Origin of the sequence: Fodinicola feengrottensis (genome assembly GCF_039530045.1) — a bacterium.
Lineage (GTDB): Bacteria > Actinomycetota > Actinomycetes > Mycobacteriales > HKI-0501 > Fodinicola > Fodinicola feengrottensis.
The window spans coordinates 494,435-514,872 of sequence record NZ_BAAANY010000008.1 but is presented as its reverse complement, the minus strand read 5'-3'; the positions used below and the strand labels follow the sequence as shown (position 1 = coordinate 514,872).

Below are 20,438 nucleotides of genomic sequence, written 5' to 3'. Positions count from 1 at the left end.
GCGGACAAGACAGGGTTACGGAGTGTTGTTGGCGAGGGCGAGCAGGCGAGCCTCGCTGCCGTTGAAGGTGTCGCGGTCGACGGCACCGCTGATGCCGCTGACCGAGCCGGAATCGGTGTACTGCCACATCGTGTACGCGCCGAAGCCCCGCGGCATGGTCGGGCTGGAACCGCCCCAGCTGGCCACGTCCAGCGGCGTGAGGGACGCGAAGGCGCTGCTGCCGCCGGTGCACGAGTTCCACCAGCTGGCGGACGTGTAAATCACCACGTCCCTACCGGTCTTTGCCTTGTACGTGTTGTAGAAGTCGCGGATCCAGGCGACCGAGGCGCAGGAGCCTTCAAGATCCAGCATGCCGGGCAGCGTGTGGTTGTCGGCGCTCCAGCCACCGCCGTGGGTGGCGAAGTAGGTCGCCTGGGCGGCGCCACTGGAGTCAGCGGGCCGGGCGAAGTGGTACGCGCCGCGAATGAGGCCGGCGTTGTACGCGTTCGTGTAGTTGGCGTTGAAGGTCGGGTCCTTGTAGGTCGTCGACTCGGTGGCTTTGATGTAGGCCCACTTGATGCCGGCGTTCTTGACCGAGGTCCAGTTGATGGTGCCCTGGTAGTGCGAGACGTCGATGCCGGGAACGCCGGCCACCGCTGGCTGCACGGCGTTGGACACCGCCGGCGGCGGGCCCTCCATCCCCTCGTGACCAGGCCCGCGCGGCGTCGCCGCGGAAGCCGGTGTGACGGTCACCAGGGTGACCACCAGAGCCGCGGCGGCCGACGCTGCCACGAACGCCAGTCTCTGCCATCCTCCTCGTCGAGCGCGGTCGAAACTTCCCTTCATGTTCCCTCCCTCTCTCGAAACTCCCGTGCGGGAACATACGCGAGGGATGGTGACAATCGCCATAGTTTTCGGGTGACATTTAATAATGAATTTCCCGGCAAAACAAGGCAAAAGCCGCTACCGGCGGCAGCGGCTTCGATTTACTGAAATGTCGTGTTACCACGTTTACCGAGAAGTCTTCCGACAGAATAACAACCCTCGCCGAGGCCGCCGCGCTCTCCCGTGACAGCGGCCTCGGCGAGGGTGCGGATCACGGAGTGTTGTTGGCCAGCGCCAGCAGCCGGGCGTCAGGCCCGTTGAACGTGTCCCGGTCGACGGCACCGCTGATGCCACTGACCGAACCGGAATCGGTGTACTGCCACATCGTGTACGCACCGAAGCCACCGGGCATGACCGGGCTGGAACCACCCCAGCTGGCCACGTCCAACGGAGTGAGCGACGCGAAGGCGCTGCTGCCGCCGGTGCACGAATTCCAATAGCTGGCGGACGTGTAAATCACCACGTCCCTACCGGTCTTTGCCTTGTACGTGTTGTAGAAGTCGCGAATCCAGGACACCGAGGCACACGTACCCTCCAGGTCCAGCATCCCCGGCAGGGTCAGGTTGTCCGCGCTCCAGCCACCCCCATGAGTGGCGAAATACGTCGCCTGCGTCGCGCCGCTGGACTGCCCCGGCTGGGCGAAGTGGTATGCGCCGCGGATAACCCCGGCGTGGTACGCATTCACGTAGTTGGCATTGAATGTCGGGTCGTAATAGGTCGTCGACTCGGTGGCCTTCATGTACGCCCACTTGATGCCGGCGTTCTTCACCGCGGTCCAGTTGATGCTGCCCTGGTAGCTCGAGACGTCAATGCCGGGCAGGCCCGCCACCGCTGGCTGCACGGCGTTGGACACCGCCGGCCGCGGGCCCGCCATACCCTCATGCCCCGGCCCGGGCGGCGGCGCCGCGGAGGCCGGCGAGACGGTGACCAGAGTGACCACCAGAGCAGCGGCGGCCGAGGCTCCGACGATCGCAAGTGCGCGCCACCGACCTCGTCGTACCCGGTCGAAACTTCCCTTCATGTTTCCTCCCTCTCTCGAAACTCCCGTGCGGAACATACGCGAGAGACGGTGACAATTGCCATAGTTTTGGTCGACATTTAATAGTGATTTTCCGGGAACAAATCTACAAAGCGGGCTATAAACGGTAACGGGTGGTATCTAACGTTATAAAGGAATTACCATGTTTACCCGGGAGGTCTGCCTGCAGGATGACGCCTCCGGTAAGAGGCCGACGCAGGTAAGGCCGGATACCGTCATGAGAGTGCAGCTCCCCGCCCCGACGCGAGCCCGAACCGCGACTCGCCGCCGCGAGATCCGGATGCTGGTTCTGGACGCGATCACCGCGATCGCCGCGGTGATCCTGCTCGCGTACGCGACACTGGAACCACCCGGTCTCGACGAATCGCCCAAGCCGGTGTTGGTCTGTTGGCTGGCCGCGCTCGTCGTCGGCCTCCCGATCGCGGTGCGCCGGCTGTCGCCGCGGGTGGTCCTCTGCTTCGTGCTGTGCGCCGGGTCGCTGGTCACGGCGACCGCCGTGGTCAGCGAGGGAGTGGTCTTCATCGCGTACGTCCCGACCGCCCTCGCCCTTTACCTGGTCGCGCTCCGGTCGCCCCGGATCTGGTCCTTCGCGGTGCTGCCCATCTGCATCTTCGCCACGGCGATGATGATTTTCCTTTTCTACAGCCGAGCCGTCGAGCCCCAGCAGCGGTCGGACGGGTTCGGCGAGATCGCCGGCATCTGGCTGATGCTGGCGGTCGCCTGGGGGCTGGGCACGCTGATCCGCTGGCGCCGGTTCCTCGCCGACAGGATCGTCCAGGAGCGGGCCCGGGACGCGGTGGTGGACGAGCGGCTGCGGATCGCCCGCGAGCTGCACGACATCGTCGGGCACAGCATGAGCCTGATCGCGGTCAAGGCGACGGTCGCGAACCACCTCGCGGACGTACGCCCGGAGGAGACCCGGGCGGCACTCGCGATCATCGAGGAGACCAGCCGGAACGCGCTCGGCGAGATCCGCAAGGTGCTGGGCATCCTGCGTAGCGACACCGGCAGCGGCGCCGAGCTGGTCCCGGTAGTGGGCCTGTCCGATGTGCGCGAGTTGGCCGACCGGGCCGAGTCCGCCGGGGTCGAGGTCGACCTGGTGGTCCGCTCGGTCGGCCCGCTGCCGGTGGCGATGGAGCTGTCGATTTATCGGATCGTGCAGGAGGGGCTGACCAACGTGATCAGCCACGCGGCCCCGACGCATTGCCGCGTCGACGTCGACGCTGACGAGCTCGGCGTCCGCATCGAGGTGACCGACGACGGCCCCCGCCAACCGCGGACGCCGGCTCGTACGTCCGGCGGCCACGGCCTGATCGGCATCAACGAGCGGGTCACCATGTTCGGCGGCACCTTCGCCGCCGGACCGCGCGGTGAGGGCGGCTTTCGGCTGTCCGCCCACCTACCGTACGAGGCATCATGACCGAGCCGATCCGGGTGCTGCTGGCCGACGACCACGTGCTGCTGCGGGACAGCTTTCGCATGCTGGTCGAGGCGACCGACGGGTTCACCATCATCGCAGAAGCCGGCACCGGCACCGAAGCCGTCGAGCTGGCCCGCGAGCACCGCCCGGACGTGGTCCTTATGGACGTACGGATGCCGGAGATGGACGGCATCGAGGCGACCCGCCACATCTGCCGCTCGGCGGAGACCGCCGACGTACGGGTGATCATCCTGACCACCTTCGACCTCGACGAATACGTCTACGCGGCGATCCGGGCCGGCGCGAGCGGGTTCCTGATCAAGGACACCACCGCGGTTGACCTGCTGGCCGCGATCCGAGTGGTCGCGGCCGGTGACGCGCTGCTCGCGCCGACCGTGACGCGCCGGCTGGTCTCCGCGTTCGCCCGCCAGCCCGACCAGCGGCTGGTCGGCTCCCGTGAGCTCGGCGGGGTCACCGACCGGGAGCGCGAGGTGCTGATGCTGGTCGCGCGCGGGCTGTCGAACGCTGAGATCGCCGACCGCCTGCAACTGGGCGTTGGGACGGTGAAGACGCACGTCGGCCGGTTGCTGAGCAAGCTGCGCGTACGAGATCGGGCGCAGCTGGTGGTCGTCACTTACGAATCCGGCCTGATCGCCCCGCCCGGACGGGCAAACTGACGGATAGCGTGACAGGCATGACTTCTCCGGACCTGATCCGCCTACGGGACACCGACGATGTGGCCATCACCCGGCGGGACCTGCCGGCCGGTAGCGAGGTGATGCCCGGCGTGACGACCCGGGAAGATGTGCCGCGTGGCCACAAAATCGCGGTCCGCGCACTTCCCGCTTCGGCGCCGGTGCATCGGTACGGACAGATTATCGGCTTCGCCGGTCGGGATATCGCCGCCGGCGAGCATGTCCACCTGCACAACCTCGAATACCGGGAATTCGAGCGGGCGTACGAATTCTGCGTCGACGCGCGCGACGAGGAAATCCTCCCGGTGGCACAGCAAGCCACCTTCGCCGGTTTCCGGCGCACCGACGGCCGCGTCGGCACCCGCAATTTCCTGGGCGTCCTGACCAGCGTGAACTGCTCGGCCACCGCGGCCAAACAGATCGCCCGGCAGATGCAGTTTTCCGGCGTACTGGAAGATTTCCCGCACGTCGACGGAGTGGTGGCGCTGACCCACGGCACCGGTTGCGGAATGGCGCCGGACGGCGAAGGTATCGAGGTTCTGCGCCGGGTTATGCGCGGCTATCTGACCCACCCGAATTTCGCCGGTTTTCTGATCCTGGGCCTGGGATGTGAGGACAACGAGATCGTCAAGCTCACCGGCGATGTCGAGTTGCGACCCGATCTTGCGGTGGTGTCGGCCACCATTCAAGAGCTCGGCGGCACCGCTCGTACGATCCGGGAAGGCGTCGCCAGACTGACCGAAATGCTTCCGATGGCGGAAAGGTCCCGGCGGGAGCCGGTGCCGGCCAGCGAACTGGTGCTGGGCACTAACTGCGGCGGCTCCGACTCGTACTCCGGCCTGACCGCCAACCCCGCGCTGGGCGCCGCCGTCGATCTGCTGGTCCGGCATGGCGGCACCGGGATTGTTGGCGAAACCCCGGAAATCTACGGGACTGAGCACATGCTCGTCCGCCGGGCGGCCACCCGCGAGGTGGGCGAGAAACTGCTTCGCCGGATCGACTGGTGGAAGGACTACACCGCGAAAAACGGTGGCTCGATGGACAACAATCCCTCTCCTGGCAACAAGGCCGGCGGGCTGACCACCATCCTGGAGAAGTCGCTCGGCGCGGTCGCCAAGGGCGGCACCACCACCCTGCGGGACGTGGTCGAATACGCCGAACCGGTGACCAGCAAAGGATTCGTCTTCATGGACACTCCCGGCTACGACCCGGTGTCGGTCACCGGCATCGTCGCCGGCGGCGCGAATGTGGTGTGTTTCACCACCGGCCGCGGCTCCGCCTTCGGCTGCAAACCCGTGCCCAGCCTCAAACTCGCCACCAACACGCCACTTTACGAACACATGCGCGAAGACATGGACGTGAACTGCGGCGGCATCGTGGACGGCGACGACACCGTCGGCGGTCTCGGCCAGCGGATTTTCGACCAGGTGCTGCGGGTCGCTTCCGGCGAGCAGACCAAAAGCGAGGCCCTGGGCTACGGCGACGAGGAGTTCGTGCCCTGGCACCTCGGTACGGTCATGTAGTCACCGGATGATCAGGGTGTGTTCCTGACGCTCCACCAGCTCGCCGATCACCGGCGCGCCTGGAATTTCGCCCGTCAGCAGCAAACCACCGGAAGTCTGCGCATCGGCGAGCAGCAACGCCTCCGACTCGGCGACCGCGCTCGCGTCGGTGTGCGGCCGGACCCAGTCCAGGTTCCTCCTGGTGCCGCCACTGACATAGCCGGCCGCGAGCGCGTCCCTCGCGCCGTCCAGATATGGCACCGAGGCCGCGTCGATGATCGCTGTCACGCCACTGGCCCTGGCCAGCTTGTAAAGGTGCCCGAGCAATCCAAAGCCGGTCACGTCCGTACCGCCGGCAATCCCGGCCTCGAGCGCCGCCTGGGCCGCTTTTTCGTTGAGTGTGGTCATGTTCACGATGGCCTGCTCGAACCGCTCGCCGGTTGCCTTGTGCCGGCTGTTCAAAACCCCGACACCGAGCGGTTTCGTCAACGACAACGCCATTCCCGGCCGGCCGGCGTCGTTCCGGATCAGCTTGGCCGGGTCCCCGATCCCGGTCACCGCCATCCCGTATTTCGGCTCCGGATCGTCCACACTGTGGCCGCCCGCCAGGTAGCAACCGGCCTGCCGCGCGATATCCAGGCCCCCGCGCAAAGTCTCGGCCGCCAACTCCAACGGCAACACCTCGCGCGGCCACCCCAGCAGGTTCACCGCCACCACCGGCCGGCCACCCATCGCGTACACATCGGACAACGCGTTCGCCGCCGCGATCCGCCCCCAGTCGTACGCGTCGTCGACCACCGGCGTGAAAAAGTCCGTCGTCACGATGACGGCCAGCCCATCCTGCAGCCGTACGACCGCGGCATCGTCGCCGTCATCCAGCCCGACCAGCAACTCCCCCGTCGTCTGCCCAGCCGGCACCGCGGGATCACCGATCAGCCCGGCCACCACCGCTTCCAGCTCCCCGGGCGGGATCTTGCAGGCGCACCCACCACCGTGCGCGTACTGAGTCAGCCGATACGTGGTCGAGGAAGCCGTCATCCCCCCATCCTGCCCCTGTTGTAGCGCTAACCACACCCCTTCCAGCCGCGAGGGTAACGTGGTGGGGCCAGAATGCCCATATTTGTCACCCCACAACGTCACCCTCGCGAAAATCCCACCGGGCGTGCCATGATGGGCCGATGGATCGGGGAGGTGTATCTGGCCTGGTGGCCGGCGCGGTCTTCAAAACCGTTGAGCGGCAGGAACTGTCGCTGGCGGGTTCGATTCCCGTCCGCCTCCGCCATCGGCACTGAGGGCACCCGATGACCGATCCGCGCCGGCACATCCCGCGCACAGACGCCGTGCTGGCCGATCCGCGGCTGGTCAAGGCGGTGGCCAGGATTGGCTACCCGCTGGTGAAAAAAGCGGTCGTCGACGCCCAACAACGCGCTCGTACGGGCGAAATTCCGCCGGAGTCCATTGTGGAGGCCGCGGTGGACGCCCTTCCCCGTCATGCCAGCGGGTTACGGCCGGTGCTGAACGCCACCGGCATTTTGGTGCACACCAACCTCGGCCGGGCGCCGCTTTCGGCGGCGGCCGTCGACGCGGTCGCCGCGGCGGCCGGGGTCACCAATGTCGAGTTCGACCTGCGGACCGGCCAGCGCGCGCCGCGCGGCCGCGGCGCGCTGGAGGCGCTGGCCGCCGCCGTACCGACCGCTGGTGGCGTGCACGTGGTCAACAACAATGCGGCCGCGTTGCTGCTGGTCGCGCTCGCGCTGGCCGGCGACGGCCGGGAAATCGTCATCAGCCGCGGCGAACTGGTGGAGATCGGTGACGGGTTCCGGATCCCCGAGCTGTTGGCCTGCACTGGCGCGAAACTGCGCGAGGTCGGCGCCACCAATCGCTGCCGGCCAGACGACTACGCCGACGCGATCAACGAGCGGACCGCCTTCGTTCTGAAGGTCCACCCGTCGAACTTCCTGGTCAGCGGATTCACCCGTGAGGTCGGGGTAAGCGAGCTCGCCGGCCTGGGTGTGCCGATCGTCGCGGATGTCGGATCAGGCCTGTTGCGGCCGCATCCGCTGCTACCGGACGAGCCGGACGTGGCCACCGCGCTGGCCGAGGGCGCCGCGCTGGTGACCGCGAGCGGCGACAAGCTGCTCGGCGGCCCGCAGGCTGGCCTGTTGTTCGGCGCGGCCGATCTCGTGCACCGGCTGCGCCGGCATCCGGCCGCGCGGGCCCTGCGAGTGGACAAGCTCACCCTCGCCGCGCTGGAGGCGACGCTGCGCGGCCCGCTGCCGCCGGTGCCGGCGATGCTCATCGGCTCCCGATCGGATCTGTTCGGCAGAGCCGAAAAGCTCGCCAGCGAGCTGCGTGAGAGCGGAATTTCGGCAGTGCCGGTGCAAACCGAGGCCGCGGTCGGCGGTGGCGGCGCTCCGGGCGTACGACTGCCGAGCGCGGCGGTCAGCTTGCCGGCCCGGTTCACCGCGGCGCTGCGCGCTGGCGAGCCGCCGGTGGTCGGGCGTACGGACAAGGATCGGTGCCTGCTCGATCTGTCCACTGTGGACGCCGCGCAGGACAAGGTGGTGGCCGCGGCGGTACGGGCGGCCGCGGTCACCTGATGCACGTCATCGCCACCGCGGGCCACGTCGACCACGGAAAATCCACCCTGGTCAGGGCTTTGACCGGGATGGAGCCGGACCGGTGGGAAGAGGAACACCGGCGCGGGCTCACCATCGGGCTCGGTTTTGGCTGGACCACGCTGGCAAACGGCGAGCAGGTGGCCTTCGTCGACGTGCCGGGGCACGAAAAGTTCGTGCCGACGATGCTGGCTGGCGTCGGCTCGGTGCCGGCCGCGCTGCTCGTGGTGGCCGCGGACGCCGGCTGGATGCCCCAGTCTTCTGAGCATCTGTCCGCATTGGACGCCCTCGGCGTGCGACACGGGCTGCTGGTGATCAGCCGCGCCGACCTCGCCGATCCGGAGCCGGCCCGCCGACAATCTCTCGACATCGTTGCTCGCAGCGGTCTCGGCGCACTGTCCACTGTGGTCGTCAGCGCGGTCACCGGGCAGGGCCTCGACCAGCTACGCGCCGAGATTTCCCAGCTGGTCAAGGCACTTCCGGCGCCGGACCGGCAGGCCGACGTACGGCTGTGGGTCGATCGCCGCTTCACCCTGCGCGGCACCGGCACCGTGGTCACCGGCACGCTCGCGGCCGGCACTGTCCGGGTCGGCGACACCCTGTCGATCGCGGCTACCGGCCAGGTGGGCAAAGTCCGCGGCCTGCACGCGCTCGGCGAGCCGCGCGACGAGGTCACCGCGACCGCACGGGTGGCGGTCAACCTGCGCGGAGTCGACCGTGCCGACGTACGTACGGGCGATGCGCTGGTCGCGCCGGATCGTTGGCTGACAGCCACATCTCTCGACGTGGCGGTGCCCGAAGCCGATCGCCTGCCGGGCCGGCTGGTGCTGCACCTCGGTTCGGCCGCGGTGCCGGTTCAGTTGCGACCGTTGGGAAAACTGGCCGCTCGGCTGACGCTGGAACGCCCTTTGCCAGTGCGGTACGGCGATCGGGTGCTGCTCCGCGACCCGGGCCGGCACCAGATCGCCGCTGGCGCGACCGTTCTCGCGGTCGATCCGGCGCAGTTCCGCCGCCGCGGTGCCGCCGCCAGCCGGGCCGCGGATCTCACCGTACTGGCCGCGATGTCGTCCGGCCGGCCGGCAGCGGCCAGCGAACTTACGTTGCGTCAGCACGGTTTCCGGCTCGCCGCCGAGCTGACCAGGGCCGGTCTGCCGCTCGCCGGCGAGCCGATCAGCCACTGGCGGGCCGATCCGGCCCGCCTTGCCGAGCTGGTCCGCCGGGCACCCACCGAGGTATCGGCTTGGCAGGCCGAAAATCCGCTGTCCGCCGGCATCGCGGTGGACACTTTGCGGCAGCGGCTGGACGTACCGGACCGGGAGATCCTCACCGAGCTGCTCCGGCGAGCCGGCCTGCGAGTCGCCGAGGGTGTCGTACGACAGGAGGCCGAAACCACTCTGCCGCCGCGAGTGGCCGAAGCCGTACGAGCGGTCCGCGACGCGCTGGCGGCCAGCCCGTTTTCGGCGCCAGACGCGCCAAGACTGGCCGAGCTTGGCCTGGGCAACGCCGAACTCGCGGCCGCCAGCCGGGCCGGCTACCTGCTGCGGCTGCCGGCCGGCGTCGTACTGCTGCCGGACGCACCGCACATCGCGGCCCGCGTTCTCGGGGGCCTGCCACAGCCGTTCGGTCTCAGCGAAGCCCGCCAAGCGCTGGGCACCACTCGGCGGGTGGCCCTGCCGCTGCTGGAATTCCTGGATCGCCTGCGCATCACCGAAAGGCTGCCAGACGACCGTCGACGGCTACGCGAAGTTGATCTTGACGATTCGACCATTCACGCCTAGAATTCGCGGCCGCCACAATATCTCTGGGACGCATGGTTCACAAAACCGAAAAGGGCGACTGCCGCACATTACCCAGTGTCGATGAATTGCCGTTCCGAAATGCATTGTTAGCAGGACCCGAAGAATAAACAACACGGTGAGTGATGACACGCCGTTCGCCGGCCGGCTTTTATGGGACTGCGGACAGATCGGCTATGGCGCCCGCGCATTGCGTGTCGCCCGGCCCGATGGTTTACTGCGTGATCGCCGGCCGACACCATAACAGCAGTGGCTGGCGCACGGGCGGGCTCTGGTTGGATGGACCGAAAGAAACGTCACAGCCGAACAACTTCGACAGCAGTACGACGTCAACAGTGCAACAGAGCCGGCCGGGATCCAGGAGGTTTGACAGGTGCGGGACTGGTGCTTGGGAAGATCCGGTGAGCAGGGGTGGTGAGCCGGTGGCGACAGCGCTGGGCACGCCGGCTGGATCCGACCCTGGTGGTGCCGCGGCCCGAGCCGGAACCCGCCGAACGGCCGGTGGACGCTTCCTGGCCGACGGTGTGCCACCAGTTCGCCCTACGAATGCTCAGCATGGTGGAGCTCCTGCGGCCGGAACTGGACCAGCTGGAGGCGGCTGAGGAGGACGCCAGCACGCTTGAACGCCTCTACCGGGTCGACCACGGCGTCACCCGGCTCCGCAGGGTCGCTGGCTACCTGCAAATCCTGGCCGGCGTGGAGGACGACCAGCCCAGCGGCTACCGGTCCTCACTGGTGGATGTCATCCGCGAAGCCGAATCGGCGATCGAGCACTACACCCGGGTGAGCATTGGCCGGGTCGCCGAGCTGGGAGTTGTCGAGTACGCGGCGAAAGACGTCGCCTGGCTGCTGGCCGCCCTGATCGACAACGCGACGTCGTACTCTCCCGCCACCGTCGTCGTCAGCGCCCATCTGCTGGACAACGGTGGCATCATGATGCGAATCGAGGACTCCGGCATCGGCATCGACCCGCGCCGGGTGGAAAACCTCAACGCGGTGCTGGCCGGACCGGTTCCCGAGGTGAGTGAGGACATCGCCCGGCACACCGGTTTTCCGATCATTCACCGGCTGGCGCACAAACATGGCATCCGGGTGCGGTTGGCGTCTCGGCCAGGCGCCGGCGGCGGCACCGTCGCGATGGTGCTGGTGCCGCCGGAGCTGTTGTGCGAGATGCCGTCCGGGTTCCCGGCCGCGGCCGGCCAGGGCCGGCACCGGGAAACCAGCTGGCCGCGCAATGTCGCCGCCAACGGCGATCTGAACGGCCCGAGCGGCGCACATCTTTCGTTGATCCAGCGGCCAAGCACCAGCCGGATGGCACCGCCGGAGACGGCTTTGCCGCGGCCGGATCTCACCTCACCCATCGCCGCCCGACCCGCGCCCCAGCGGATTTCCGGTGTCCCCAACGGTGTCCCCAGCGGTGTTCCCAGCGGTGTTCCCAGCGGTGGGCACGCTGGCGGACACGCGCCGGCGCGGCCAGTGGTGGACAACGATTCGCCGGTCGGGCCGCTGCCTTCGGCCGCCGTGCCAACGAATTCCAGCACCGACCAACCGGATCACCTGCCTCGGCGGGAAAGCATGAGCCTGCGGACCTCCGCGCCGCGACCGATCGGACTGCATGGCGCGCCGGTTCGAGAACCCGAGCCAGCGGCCGAAAAGGACAGGCCCGACGACGACGGGTCGATCGGCGCGCATCTCATCAACGGCCGGCCAGCGCCGCGACCCGATCCGACCGGCCCCAGCTCCTTCGCCGAAGACCTGGATTCGTTCACCGCAGGGGTAAAAGCGGCCCGCGAGCAAAACCTGGCGCGGGCCCTGCCAACCGCGGCGGCATCGGCCGTACCGGTGAAGGTCGTGCCGCTCAATGTCTCACCTCCCAGTGCCCCAGCGCTCACCATCTCGACGCTCAATGCCGTGCCCATCAACGGCGGGCCACCGAACGGCATGCCGGTGAAGGTGGTGCCGGCGCCGGTCGAGGAACCACTGGCTTCGCGCGTCAAAGAGCCGCCGGTTCCCCGGGTCGAGGAACCACCAGCTATGCCCGCTGAAGCAGGGCAGGCTGAAGTGGGGCCTGACGAAGTTGACGTGCCAGAAGGCCAACCGCGGTGACAACGGTCGGGCCACGCCCCCGTAACCCGCGCGAGTTCGCCTGGCTACTGACCAATTTCGCCAGTTCGACCGCAGGGGTCTCGCACGCGCTGCTGGTGTCCTCAGACGGCCTGCCGCTGATCGCGGCCGGCCGGATGTCGCGCGATGTGGCGGATCCGCTGTCCGCCATGACCAGCGGAATGCTCAGCCTGGGCAACAACATCGCGACGCTGATCGGGCAGCACAACTGTGACCAGATCATGCTGAAGTTTCCGGCCGGGCATTTCCTCTTCATGAACATCTCCACCCTCGCGGGCCTCGCGGTGCTGACCGAGGAGGGCGCCAACCTGAGCGTGGTGGCCTTCCAGATGACCCAACTGGTGGACAGCGTCGGTCACGTACTGACCCCTCAGCTGCGGGACGACCTGCGGCGGATGTCGACCGGCCAGGGAACCCATGGTTAGCAGCGAGGGAGCGAAAATGATGCCGAACCCGTGGGTGCGGCCGTACGTGCTGACCGCGGGACGGACCCGCACGAAACAGCGGCTGCTGGTGGAGACGCTGGTGTCCGTGCCGCATTACGACCCGCAGGTCGCGGCGTCGCTGCTGCCGGAGTCCCGCGCTTTGTACGAGTTGGCCGGCCGGACGATGTCGGTGGCCGAACTGTCCGCGCATTCGAAGATCGCGCTCGGCGTGACGCGGGTGCTGATCGGCGACCTCGCCGCGAACCACCTGGTGGCGGTGCACTCGACCGCGCATTCGGACCGCGACAACGTCATTCCCAGCCTGACCCTGGAGAGAATCCGCAATGGCCTCGCCGCACTCTGACGAACCGACGCAGGTGCCGACATCCCAGGCCATCTCGGCGAAGATCGTGGTGGCCGGCGGTTTCGGCGTCGGAAAGACCACCCTGGTCGGCTCGGTCAGCGAAATTCCGCCAGTCAACACCGAAGCGTGGATGACACAGGCCGGAAAACGCGTCGACGCGCTGGAGTCGGGCAGCCAGAAAACCACCACCACGGTGGCGATGGACTTCGGCCGCATCAGCATCGACCGGGACCTGGTCCTCTATCTTTTCGGTACGCCCGGCCAACCCCGGTTCTGGTTTTTGTGGGATGACCTGTGTCGCGGGGCGATCGGAGCCCTGGTGCTGGTGGATACCCGCAATCTCGAGGTTTCCTTTCCGGCCGTCAACTACTTCGAGAACGACTCGGACCTTCCCTTCGTGGTGGGGGTCAACCTGTTCGACGGCCAACTCTGGCACGACCTCGACGCCGTACGGGAGGCGCTCGCCCTCAAACCGGAGGTGCCGATGATCACCGTCGACGCCCGCCATCGGCGATCTTCGGCCCAGGCGTTGATGGAAGTGGTCACTCACACCCTCAACCTGCGGAACGACGGCGCGGGCGTACCGGCCGGCCGGTAGGGTAGTTTTTCCCAAGGAAAGGGCAGAACCGATGCGCAGAGTGCTGATCGTCGGGGCCGGGCAGTGTGGGTTACAGCTGGCCCTGAGCCTGCTCGCCGAGGGCTACGACGTGACCGTGATGTCCGCCCGTACGCCGGAGGAGATCCGGGACGGCTGGCCGACCAGCACCCAAGGCATGTTCGGGTTGGCACTGCAGTCCGAACGTGACTACGGGCTCAACATCTGGGAAGACCGGGTGCCGCATATCGAAGCCCTCCATGTGGCTCTTTCGGCTCCTCCAGGCGAAAAAGCGCTGGACATCATCGCGCCGGTGGACCAGCACGCCGAAAGCACCGACCAGCGGGTGAAGATGTCCGGCTGGCTGGAACTGGTCGAGCAGCGCGGCGGGACCGTCATTTACCAGGGGGTGACGACCTCCGACCTGGACGGTCTTGCGGCCCTGGGCCGCTATGACCTCACCATCGTGGCCGCCGGCCGGGGCGAGCTGGGCGGACTCTTTGACCGCAATGCGTCCCGTTCTCCTTACACCACACCACAACGCGGGTTGGCGGTCGCGTATGTGCACGGCCTGGCCCCGGATCCACTGCTGCCGCGCACCAATGTCGGGTTCAACGCCATTCCGGGTTTTGGTGAGCTGTTTGTCATTCCGGCACTGACCCTCTCCGGCCCATGCGACATCTTGTTCTGGGAAGCCGTGCCAGCTGGGCCGCTGGATCTGTGGCAGGAGCGGCTGGATCCGCCGGATCATCTCAAGCGTACGCTCGAGCTGATCCGCCAGTATGTGCCGTGGGTCTACGAAAGATGCGCCAACGTCGAGTTGACCGACGCCCGTGCGACGCTGTCCGGCCGGTTCGTCCCGACCGTGCGCCACCCGGTCGGCGAGCTGCCGTCCGGCGGGCTGGTGCTGGGCGCCGCGGACGTGGTGATCGCCAACGACCCGATCACCGGCCAGGGCAGCAACAACGCGGCGAAATGCGCGCAGGCTTATCTGCACGCCATTCTCAACCACGGTGACGCGCCATTCGACCGTGCGTGGATGGAGCAGACGTTCGAGCGGTTCTGGCAGGAGACGGCCCAGTATTCGACGGCCTGGACCAACGCCTTTCTGCAGCCGCTGCCCGAACACGTGCAACAACTTCTCGGTGCCGCCTCGCAGGATCCGCGGATCGCCCGCCGGCTCGGCAACGGGTTCTCCGACCCGACCGATTTCCAGCACTGGTTCATGAGCCCAGACGCCGCCCAGGCCTATCTCGCTTCGCTGGCACCCTGATAATGACGCCCCGCTCTTCTCTCGAGCGGGGACCGAAAATCCGCCGAACTCACCGTCACCGAAGTTGTTGATCTTGCTTAGTTGGCCCACCCAAAACGGACACATACCCGAAACGCCCGTTTCGTACGGGCCAACTAAACAAGATCAACAACAACTCGTTCCGGCTAGCGGAAATACTCGGTGTTTTGGCGTACCTATTCGAACACCGTAGAAAGACTGGTCGAATCCGTCCGGAACCTCCACAGTGGAGGTATGCGAATCAAAACCTTTTCCGTTGTGATCGGCGGCGCCCTGGTTGCCGCGACGTTGGCTCTTCCGGCCACTGCTTTCGCGGCCACTGCCCAGGCCCCTCTGGTCCCCAGCTGCACCGTGCAGTTCACCACCCCGATCTATCCGGATGCGGACAGCGGCAGCAATCCCGCGGGTCAGGCCCGCGCCGGTGACCCTTGGGTGCTGGCCGGGGTGTCCACCAGGGAGTTCACCAAGGGCGTCGATCTGGCGAACAGTGTGAGCGGCTGGATCGCCAACGCCGCCGTCAACCCGTGCGTTCATCTGTGAGCCCCTGGCCGAAAACAATCCCTGTCAGAGAACCTCGCGAGCGAACGGAAGCTTGCGGACTGGGTAAGCCAGCGCGAAGCTGAGCGGCACGGCGATCACCGCGGCCAACGCGAAGTTGACCAGGGCCAAGTCGGTCGGTACGAGTGCGTGCATCGCGATCGTCACGCCCACCACCAGCGGTGCGTGAATGACATAGACGGTGAACGCGTGCTGCGACAGGTAGCGCCCGAAGGCACCTTCTTTGCGAGCCGTACGACGGAAAAGACTCAACAGGGCCAGGCAGATCCCGACGCAGTAGACCGCCTCGGCAAGTGCGGCGACGAAGGCCTGCACGCTCGGGCCACCGGAGCCGTGACCACCGATCAGCATCGCCAGATAGACGACCATGCCGATCAGCGCCGCCACCCCGCCGATCCGCCCCATGCCGCGGCGCGGGGTGGTGAGCCAACCGCGTCGGCTGGCCAGCAGGCCCACCACGAAAAGGCCCACATACTGCGGGAGAAACGCCGCGGACGGGAAGTCGATCACCGGCACCCAGGTGCCCTGTGGCAGGAAAATCCGCCACCCGTATGTCACGACGCCCAGCACTACTACGAAGAGGCCGACTTTGGCGTAGGTCAGTGGTTCAGTCGTCTTTTCGGTACGTACGGCCGAGTTCTTGGACACCTGCCGCCAGATTGCGTAGCCAGCAGTAAAGGCGATCAGCGCCTCGGCAAACCACAGCGGACCCGCTCCGATGGTGTTGAGGTAGACCTCCCACCAAGAACCGCCCAACGACTGGCGCGCGGCGAGGCCACCGGCGATTGTCGCGATCGGGCTGAGCACAAAATAGAACGCGACCAATGGGGCGCCCAGGCGCAGCAATCGGTCTCGAAGGAATGCCTTCGGGCCTTTGCGTTCGTACGAACCCGGTACGAAAAAACCCGAGATGAGGAAGAACATCCCCATGAAGAAGGCCTGGTTGACCAGCAGCAACAGATCCAGCGGTACGCCGGATCCCGGTCGCCCGGCCAGGTGGTAATACCACAGCGGAACATCGGAATAGGTGACCGCACAGTGATGGATGACGACCAGGATGGTCAGGGCAACCCGGATGCGGTCCAGGAAGAACAGCCGTGCGGGTGCTGCCGGCGCCGCGGCCGGGCTCGGCCCGACCGACGGCAGTTCGACTGCGTGTGACATGGTCTTTTCCTTTCTGGTCTGAGTTTTTGGGCATGCTTCGCGCTGCCACCCTTGGTGGGAGCGAAAGAACTAGAACTTGACGATGCGCTGCGCCACGCCGATCGGCACCGTACGGATCGCCGCGTATGCGACAGCAATGCCGGCGGCGCAGAGGGCCACCGAGATGACGGTGGCCCATGGCCACGGCGCGGGGCTGACCCGGAGCAGCGCGTCCACTCCGGTCCCGATCCATTTGGCTCCGAAAACCGCCTCGGTCGCGATCGCCGGAATCACCGCCAGCGGCAGCAACAAGGTTCCCCACGTCGGGCCGGTCCGCCAGTATCCGAGCGCGATCAGCCACGCGGAGACCAGGTGAGCGAGGAAAACCAACCAGATCTGCACGAGCAGTGGCACCAGGTCGGCCCACGTCCGTAGCGGGTAGGACGGCATGCCCGCCAGCACCCCGCTGGCCTGATAAACGGTCCGCTCAACCACGTAGGCCACCACCAGGATCACCGCCGCCATCAGGCTGACAGCCGTCCCGAAAACCACCGTGGCCGTCATAAAATGCCGTCGGGTGACGCCAAAAGCGGCGTAGACCGGCATCAGAGTCACCAGCATGATCAGGCCATAGCTGAACAACACATATTTTGGCCCGCCCGCCCCAGCTATCTCCACAGTACTGGTGGTGACCTTGCCAGTCGCCGCGATGATGACCGCTATCACCACGTAAATCACCACGAAGATCAGCAGCATCATCAGCAGGTAACGACTCAGGCTCTGCCACATCGTCCGCGCGACGATCGGCACCGGATGGCCAACTTTGTTGCTCATGACCGCTTCTCCCGGTCCTTGGGCTCGGTGAGATGAATGAAAAGGTCCTGCAGTGCCACTGGCCCGAGGTCCAGTCCGGCGGCTCGCGCGTCCCGTCGCCGCTCGGCGCTGAGCGTTTGGTTGACGGTCGCCGACTTCGTACGACCGAGGGTTTGTTCGCTCAGCACCGGCATCCCGGCCACGAACCGGTCCACCACCTCGACCGGTCCGGTAATCGCGGTGCCACGCTCGCGCAGCTGATCGGTCTCCTCCTGCACCAGGAGTTGACCGCGGTCCATGATCAGCACCTGCTCGAACAGCGACCCGAACTCCTCGATCAGGTGCGTCGACAGAATCACCGTACGCGGATATTCCAGGTAGTCGTTCAAAACTTCTTCATAGAACCCGTAGCGGGACGGCGCGTCCATCCCGAGATACGCCTCGTCGAAGATCGTCAGCGGGCACCGACTGGCCAGCGCGATGGTGACCCGTGCCGCGGACCGTTTGCCCAGCGAAAGCTGGTTCACCCGTTTTCCCAGCGGCAACTCGAAACGCTGGACAAGCTTTTCCGCGTACGCCTGGTCCCAGTTCGGTCGCAGGCTGGCTCCGAGGCCGAGGAGATCCTTGATGCGCAACAACTCGGTGCCGTCGTTGCCTTCCCGGACAAAGCAGATCTCCCGCATCAGCCGGGCATTCTCGAACGGATCCTCGCCGTCCACCCGTACGGTGCCCGAAGATGCCTGCCGGAAAGCCGAAAGCACCGCTAACAAGCTGGTCTTGCCGGCGCCGTTGCGGCCGAGCAGGCCGTAGATCTTGCCGCCCTCGAGCCGGCAACTCATGCCGTCGATCGCCGTCGACCGGCCGTACGCGACTCGCAGGTTGTCGATCTCGATGTCGAAACTCATCGCGCCCCTCCCCCACCCTGGATGCGACTCACGATGTCCGCCAGCGGAATCCCGATGACCCGCGCCTCGGCCAGCATCGGATCCAGCACCTCGGCGAAAAACCGGCGGCGCCGTTCGTCTCGCAGCGTCTCTTGGGCCTTGTCGCTCACAAACATGCCAATTCCCCGTCGCTTGTGCAGAATTCCCTCCTCGATCAGGAGGTGAAAGCCCTTGGCCGCGGTGGCCGGATTGATCCGGTAGAACGAGGCGTACTGATTGGTCGACATCACCTGCTCACCCTCGGCCAGGGCGCCGCTGAGGATGTCGTTCTTGATCCGGTCCGCGATCTGCTGGTAGATCGGGGCGCGGTCGTCGAACGAGGGCGTGTCCACGGTCAGCCCCCATCGCCGTCAAGCTCCATTGGTTCGTTACTCATGTAATGAACCATAGCACCAGCGAACCGGTGCCAGTCAAGCATGAACCTGTTGGACAGAATGTCCAGCTTGGACATATAGTCCATGCATGCTGGAAGTGCCACCTCTCCCTCAGTGGTCGCCGATCTGCGCCGCCATCGCACGGCTGCTCGCACCGCATGCCGAGGTGCTTCTGCACGACGTCCGGACCGACCGCGTGGTGGGCATCTGGAACCCGATGTCAGGCCGCCAGCGGGGCGACGAATCCCTGCTCAACGAGCTGGACGGCCTGCCGGCGGCGACGAGCGGCGTCTACGGCCCCTACCCGAAGCACCTGCCGGACGGCCGACAGCTTTCATCGGTCAGCGCGGTCATCCCAGGCGCCGACGGCCACCCGGAGACGGTGCTGTGCGTTAACCTCGACCGCGGCCCGTTGGAGCAGGCGGCGGCACTGCTGGCCGCCTTCGCTGCGCCGGCGGAACCGCGACCGGAGCCACTGTTCGTGGACGACTGGCGAGAGAAGATCAACGACACGGTCGGCTCGTACGTACGCGAATACGGTCGCTCGGTGGACACGCTGACCACTGGGCAGCGAATGGCCATCATCGACGAGCTCGACGCCGCCGGAATCTTCAAGATCCGCGGCGCTGCCCCGCTGGTGGCCGGCGCCTTGAGAATTTCCCGCTCCAGTCTTTACAACTACCTAACCGATGTGAGGGCAACCCGATGACGAGCCGGACCACCACCGCGCGCGCTTTCCTGCCGGATTTCAAGGTGGAGAAGCATTTTTCCCGGTGGGAGTTCACTGCCCGCTACCACCTGACCGCCTCCGATGCCGAGTCGATGCCGATGGCCGAGCTGCTGGCAATGGCCGACGACCACGATCGGCGGGCCTGGGACACGCTGGAATTGGGCTATACCGAGACTTTCGGCGATCCGGCGCTGCGGGAGGCCATCGCGCAGACGTACGAAAATGTGGACGCGGACCAGATTATTTGTTTCTCCGGCGCCGAAGAGGGCCTTTATCTGGCTATGCAGACATTGTTGGGTCCGCAAGATCACGCGATCGTGATCACGCCCAACTACCAGTCGGCCGAGACCGTCCCACTGTCGCTGTGCGCGGTGACCGGAGTGGCTCTCGACCCGACCGCGAACTGGGCGCTGGACGTGGACGCACTGATCGCCGCGATCCGGCCGAACACCCAGGTGGTGTCGGTGAACTTTCCCAACAATCCCACCGGAAAGGTCATCGACGCGGCCGACTTCCAGCGCATCGCACAGGTCTGCGCCGAACGCGATATCTGGCTCTTCAGCGATGAGGTGCACCGCGGCCTGGAACGCGATCCGGCTGGTACGCTGCCGCAGGCCGCGGACATCTCCAGCACGGCCCTGTCGTTGAACGTGATGTCCAAGTCACTGGGACTGCCGGGCCTGCGGATCGGCTGGATAGCCTGTCAGGACAGCGAAGTCCGGTCCCGGCTGGAGCGCGCCAAGCACTACACCACGATCTGCAACTCGGCGCCCAGCGAGGTGCTGGCCCGGATCGCCTTGAAAGCCCGCAAGAAAATCCTGGCCCGCAACGACGCCATCGTACGAGCGAACCTGCCGCTGTTCGACGCTTTCTTCGCCGACTTCCCCGACCTGTTCCAGTGGGCGCCACCAGAGGGCAGCTGCGTCTGCTTTCCCCGTTATTTGGGCGAAGACGGCGTGGAGAACTTCTGTGAGGCGTTGGTTCAGGAGGCCGGCGTTCTGCTGTTGCCGGCCAGCACCTTCGGCTCCGAACTCAATCCGGTGCCGGCCGACCGGTTCCGGATCGGCATCGGGCGCCGTGATCCGCAACCGGCACTGGACGTTTTCGCGCGGTGGCTCAAAAAACGCGGCTGAAGAACAGAAG

At 66.6% G+C, this 20,438-nt stretch carries 20 protein-coding genes and 1 tRNA gene; 14 read left to right on the top strand and 7 right to left on the bottom strand.

Annotated features, from left to right (window positions below):
* Positions 1-15: 15 nt before the first annotated feature.
* Positions 16-771 (bottom strand): GH25 family lysozyme, encoded by a 756-nt coding sequence (locus ABD301_RS12070; protein ID WP_344309855.1) that lies wholly within the window; start codon positions 769-771, stop codon positions 16-18.
* Between the two features lie 304 nt (positions 772-1,075).
* Complete coding sequence (locus ABD301_RS12065) at positions 1,076-1,885, bottom strand: GH25 family lysozyme (RefSeq protein WP_344309853.1); 810 nt, start codon at positions 1,883-1,885, stop codon at positions 1,076-1,078.
* Between the two features lie 241 nt (positions 1,886-2,126).
* On the opposite strand from ABD301_RS12065, the gene ABD301_RS12060 reads away from it, so the two are divergent.
* From ABD301_RS12060 to ABD301_RS12050, 3 genes are read left to right on the top strand one after another with little or no spacing between them, the layout of a single operon-like run.
* Positions 2,127-3,323: a sensor histidine kinase gene (locus ABD301_RS12060; protein WP_344309851.1), complete on the top strand. Its 1,197-nt coding sequence runs from the start codon at positions 2,127-2,129 to the stop codon at positions 3,321-3,323.
* A complete protein-coding gene (locus tag ABD301_RS12055; protein WP_163571318.1) occupies positions 3,320-4,000 on the top strand; it encodes a response regulator in 681 nt (226 codons plus the stop codon). Before ABD301_RS12060 ends, ABD301_RS12055 begins: the two co-directional genes overlap by 4 nt.
* Before the next feature lie 17 nt (positions 4,001-4,017).
* Positions 4,018-5,541, top strand: coding sequence for a UxaA family hydrolase (locus ABD301_RS12050; RefSeq protein ID WP_344309848.1), 1,524 nt, complete (start codon positions 4,018-4,020; stop codon positions 5,539-5,541).
* On the opposite strand, the gene selD is transcribed toward ABD301_RS12050, so the two are convergent.
* A complete protein-coding gene (selD, locus tag ABD301_RS12045; RefSeq protein ID WP_344309846.1) occupies positions 5,542-6,558 on the bottom strand; it encodes a selenide, water dikinase SelD in 1,017 nt (338 codons plus the stop codon).
* Positions 6,559-6,707: 149 nt separating this feature from the next.
* On the opposite strand from selD, the gene ABD301_RS12040 reads away from it, so the two are divergent.
* The 9 genes from ABD301_RS12040 to ABD301_RS12000 all read left to right on the top strand — a co-directional run bounded on the left by ABD301_RS12040 (position 6,708) and on the right by ABD301_RS12000 (position 15,273).
* A tRNA-Sec gene (locus tag ABD301_RS12040) sits at positions 6,708-6,802 on the top strand.
* A gap of 19 nt (positions 6,803-6,821) precedes the next feature.
* Positions 6,822-8,120 carry an L-seryl-tRNA(Sec) selenium transferase gene (gene selA, locus ABD301_RS12035; RefSeq protein ID WP_344309844.1) on the top strand — a complete coding sequence of 433 codons (1,299 nt, stop codon included), beginning with the start codon at positions 6,822-6,824 and terminating at the stop codon, positions 8,118-8,120.
* Positions 8,120-9,916, top strand: coding sequence for a selenocysteine-specific translation elongation factor (selB, locus tag ABD301_RS12030; RefSeq protein ID WP_344309842.1), 1,797 nt, complete (start codon positions 8,120-8,122; stop codon positions 9,914-9,916). Before selA ends, selB begins: the two co-directional genes overlap by 1 nt.
* A gap of 432 nt (positions 9,917-10,348) precedes the next feature.
* Positions 10,349-12,040, top strand: a complete 1,692-nt coding sequence (locus ABD301_RS12025; RefSeq protein ID WP_344309840.1) for a sensor histidine kinase — start codon at positions 10,349-10,351, stop codon at positions 12,038-12,040.
* Entirely contained in the window at positions 12,037-12,483 is a 447-nt protein-coding gene (locus tag ABD301_RS12020; RefSeq protein WP_344309839.1) for a roadblock/LC7 domain-containing protein, read from the top strand. The genes ABD301_RS12025 and ABD301_RS12020 overlap by 4 nt, the downstream gene beginning before the upstream one ends.
* A 16-nt stretch (positions 12,484-12,499) precedes the next feature.
* Positions 12,500-12,847 (top strand): DUF742 domain-containing protein, encoded by a 348-nt coding sequence (locus tag ABD301_RS12015; RefSeq protein ID WP_344309837.1) that lies wholly within the window; start codon positions 12,500-12,502, stop codon positions 12,845-12,847.
* On the top strand, positions 12,828-13,445 hold the full coding sequence (locus ABD301_RS12010; protein WP_344309835.1) for a GTP-binding protein: 618 nt from the start codon (positions 12,828-12,830) through the stop codon (positions 13,443-13,445). Before ABD301_RS12015 ends, ABD301_RS12010 begins: the two co-directional genes overlap by 20 nt.
* A gap of 31 nt (positions 13,446-13,476) precedes the next feature.
* A complete protein-coding gene (locus ABD301_RS12005; RefSeq protein WP_344309833.1) occupies positions 13,477-14,715 on the top strand; it encodes a styrene monooxygenase/indole monooxygenase family protein in 1,239 nt (412 codons plus the stop codon).
* Positions 14,716-14,967: 252 nt separating this feature from the next.
* Positions 14,968-15,273, top strand: a complete 306-nt coding sequence (locus ABD301_RS12000) for a hypothetical protein (RefSeq protein WP_163571309.1) — start codon at positions 14,968-14,970, stop codon at positions 15,271-15,273.
* 24 nt (positions 15,274-15,297) lie between these two features.
* Here the strand turns inward: ABD301_RS12000 and ABD301_RS11995 are convergent, their stop codons facing one another.
* The 4 genes from ABD301_RS11995 to ABD301_RS11980 all read right to left on the bottom strand — a co-directional run bounded on the left by ABD301_RS11995 (position 15,298) and on the right by ABD301_RS11980 (position 18,523).
* Positions 15,298-16,455 carry an acyltransferase family protein gene (locus tag ABD301_RS11995; RefSeq protein ID WP_344309830.1) on the bottom strand — a complete coding sequence of 386 codons (1,158 nt, stop codon included), beginning with the start codon at positions 16,453-16,455 and terminating at the stop codon, positions 15,298-15,300.
* A gap of 69 nt (positions 16,456-16,524) precedes the next feature.
* On the bottom strand, positions 16,525-17,268 hold the full coding sequence (locus ABD301_RS11990; RefSeq protein WP_163571303.1) for a hypothetical protein: 744 nt from the start codon (positions 17,266-17,268) through the stop codon (positions 16,525-16,527).
* Positions 17,265-18,152 (bottom strand): ATP-binding cassette domain-containing protein, encoded by an 888-nt coding sequence (locus ABD301_RS11985; RefSeq protein WP_344309827.1) that lies wholly within the window; start codon positions 18,150-18,152, stop codon positions 17,265-17,267. The genes ABD301_RS11990 and ABD301_RS11985 overlap by 4 nt, the downstream gene beginning before the upstream one ends.
* On the bottom strand, positions 18,149-18,523 hold the full coding sequence (locus ABD301_RS11980; RefSeq protein ID WP_344309825.1) for a GntR family transcriptional regulator: 375 nt from the start codon (positions 18,521-18,523) through the stop codon (positions 18,149-18,151). The genes ABD301_RS11985 and ABD301_RS11980 overlap by 4 nt, the downstream gene beginning before the upstream one ends.
* A 130-nt stretch (positions 18,524-18,653) precedes the next feature.
* Between ABD301_RS11980 and ABD301_RS11975 the strand changes: the two genes are divergently transcribed.
* Together ABD301_RS11975 and ABD301_RS11970 are read left to right on the top strand one after the other, a co-directional pair.
* Entirely contained in the window at positions 18,654-19,274 is a 621-nt protein-coding gene (locus ABD301_RS11975; RefSeq protein WP_163571301.1) for a helix-turn-helix transcriptional regulator, read from the top strand.
* A complete protein-coding gene (locus ABD301_RS11970) occupies positions 19,271-20,428 on the top strand; it encodes an aminotransferase class I/II-fold pyridoxal phosphate-dependent enzyme (RefSeq protein ID WP_344309823.1) in 1,158 nt (385 codons plus the stop codon). The genes ABD301_RS11975 and ABD301_RS11970 overlap by 4 nt, the downstream gene beginning before the upstream one ends.
* Positions 20,429-20,438: the final 10 nt, after the last annotated feature.

Bases quoted from the DNA above. Each gene is read 5' to 3' on its own strand.
- ABD301_RS11990 (WP_163571303.1), bottom strand. From the start codon at position 17,268: ATGAGCAACAAAGTTGGCCATCCGGTGCCGATCGTCGCGCGGACGATG.
- selD (WP_344309846.1), bottom strand. From the start codon at position 6,558: ATGACGGCTTCCTCGACCACGTATCGGCTGACTCAGTACGCGCACGGT.
- ABD301_RS12005 (WP_344309833.1), top strand. From the start codon at position 13,477: ATGCGCAGAGTGCTGATCGTCGGGGCCGGGCAGTGTGGGTTACAGCTG.
- ABD301_RS12065 (WP_344309853.1), bottom strand. From the start codon at position 1,885: ATGAAGGGAAGTTTCGACCGGGTACGACGAGGTCGGTGGCGCGCACTT.
- ABD301_RS12010 (WP_344309835.1), top strand. From the start codon at position 12,828: ATGGCCTCGCCGCACTCTGACGAACCGACGCAGGTGCCGACATCCCAG.
- ABD301_RS11995 (WP_344309830.1), bottom strand. From the start codon at position 16,455: ATGTCACACGCAGTCGAACTGCCGTCGGTCGGGCCGAGCCCGGCCGCG.
- ABD301_RS12055 (WP_163571318.1), top strand. From the start codon at position 3,320: ATGACCGAGCCGATCCGGGTGCTGCTGGCCGACGACCACGTGCTGCTG.
- ABD301_RS12000 (WP_163571309.1), top strand. From the start codon at position 14,968: ATGCGAATCAAAACCTTTTCCGTTGTGATCGGCGGCGCCCTGGTTGCC.
- ABD301_RS11975 (WP_163571301.1), top strand. From the start codon at position 18,654: ATGCTGGAAGTGCCACCTCTCCCTCAGTGGTCGCCGATCTGCGCCGCC.
- selA (WP_344309844.1), top strand. From the start codon at position 6,822: ATGACCGATCCGCGCCGGCACATCCCGCGCACAGACGCCGTGCTGGCC.
- ABD301_RS11985 (WP_344309827.1), bottom strand. From the start codon at position 18,152: ATGAGTTTCGACATCGAGATCGACAACCTGCGAGTCGCGTACGGCCGG.
- selB (WP_344309842.1), top strand. From the start codon at position 8,120: ATGCACGTCATCGCCACCGCGGGCCACGTCGACCACGGAAAATCCACC.
- ABD301_RS12050 (WP_344309848.1), top strand. From the start codon at position 4,018: ATGACTTCTCCGGACCTGATCCGCCTACGGGACACCGACGATGTGGCC.
- ABD301_RS12015 (WP_344309837.1), top strand. From the start codon at position 12,500: ATGATGCCGAACCCGTGGGTGCGGCCGTACGTGCTGACCGCGGGACGG.
- ABD301_RS11970 (WP_344309823.1), top strand. From the start codon at position 19,271: ATGACGAGCCGGACCACCACCGCGCGCGCTTTCCTGCCGGATTTCAAG.